Annotated in this window: 1 protein-coding gene; it reads right to left on the bottom strand. The window is 33.6% G+C overall.

From position 1 onward, the window contains the following. Positions 1-104: 104 nt before the first annotated feature. A partial coding sequence (locus AC1DWA_RS32950; RefSeq protein WP_477917620.1) for a hypothetical protein occupies positions 105-776 on the bottom strand: 672 nt, incomplete at its 5' end.

Genomic DNA, 776 nt, shown 5'->3' with positions numbered 1-776 from the left:
GGCTTAAGCCTGCTTCTATAGTCTTTAAGGTTAAATAATATAATTATTTTTGAACTTAGATTAAGCTAAATAAACGCGTTGTAAACCATATCGTCTAGCTTATATTAATATGACTTTACCAATGTTCCTTTTGTTATTTTTCCTTTGCCACTTTCACTGACTTTTACTTTGTAAATAAAAGAGTAGCTATGTTGTTCACCTTTTTCCTTTGTTGCTACGTCTCCCTCAACAATCACTTTACCGTCATCGCTTGAATCAATAGAAATTGTAGTTATTTCGTGTGTAACACCCTTGTATCCCTTTTTAAATTTTTTATAAGAATGTTTCTTTTTCCATTTAGAGCTCCATAAGTTATAGGCATCTTTGTACTCTTTTTCATTTAATTTATCAAAATAGTTATAGACCGTATCCATTGCAACCATCGCATCTTCATTATCTACGGAGTCTGTGTCGTATATATAACCATTCTCGCCATATTCTTGACCTGAAGAACTATCACCGGTGTAATCTGTATCTTCGTTATAATAAGTGTCATCAGAATAGGAACCATCTAAATCATTATAATCGTTATCTGATGAGTCATAAGAAGAATCATAAGAACCACTATCACTTGGTGAAGTCTTTGTTCCTTCTTCTCCGGTATAAGGATTAATATTTCCCTTAGTGGACCAGTTGTTGTTAAAGTTGCCATCTGGATCACTTCTCATATGAGGTCTAACATAAGTACCATCTTTTCTGTAGTACCCACGTACACTTACATCAGCTTGTGCTTGTAT

Source organism: Rhodococcus sp. P4_F3_2 (genome assembly GCF_056401335.1).
The sequence above is the reverse complement of the archived record's forward strand: the minus strand, read 5'-3'. Positions and strand labels throughout refer to the sequence as shown.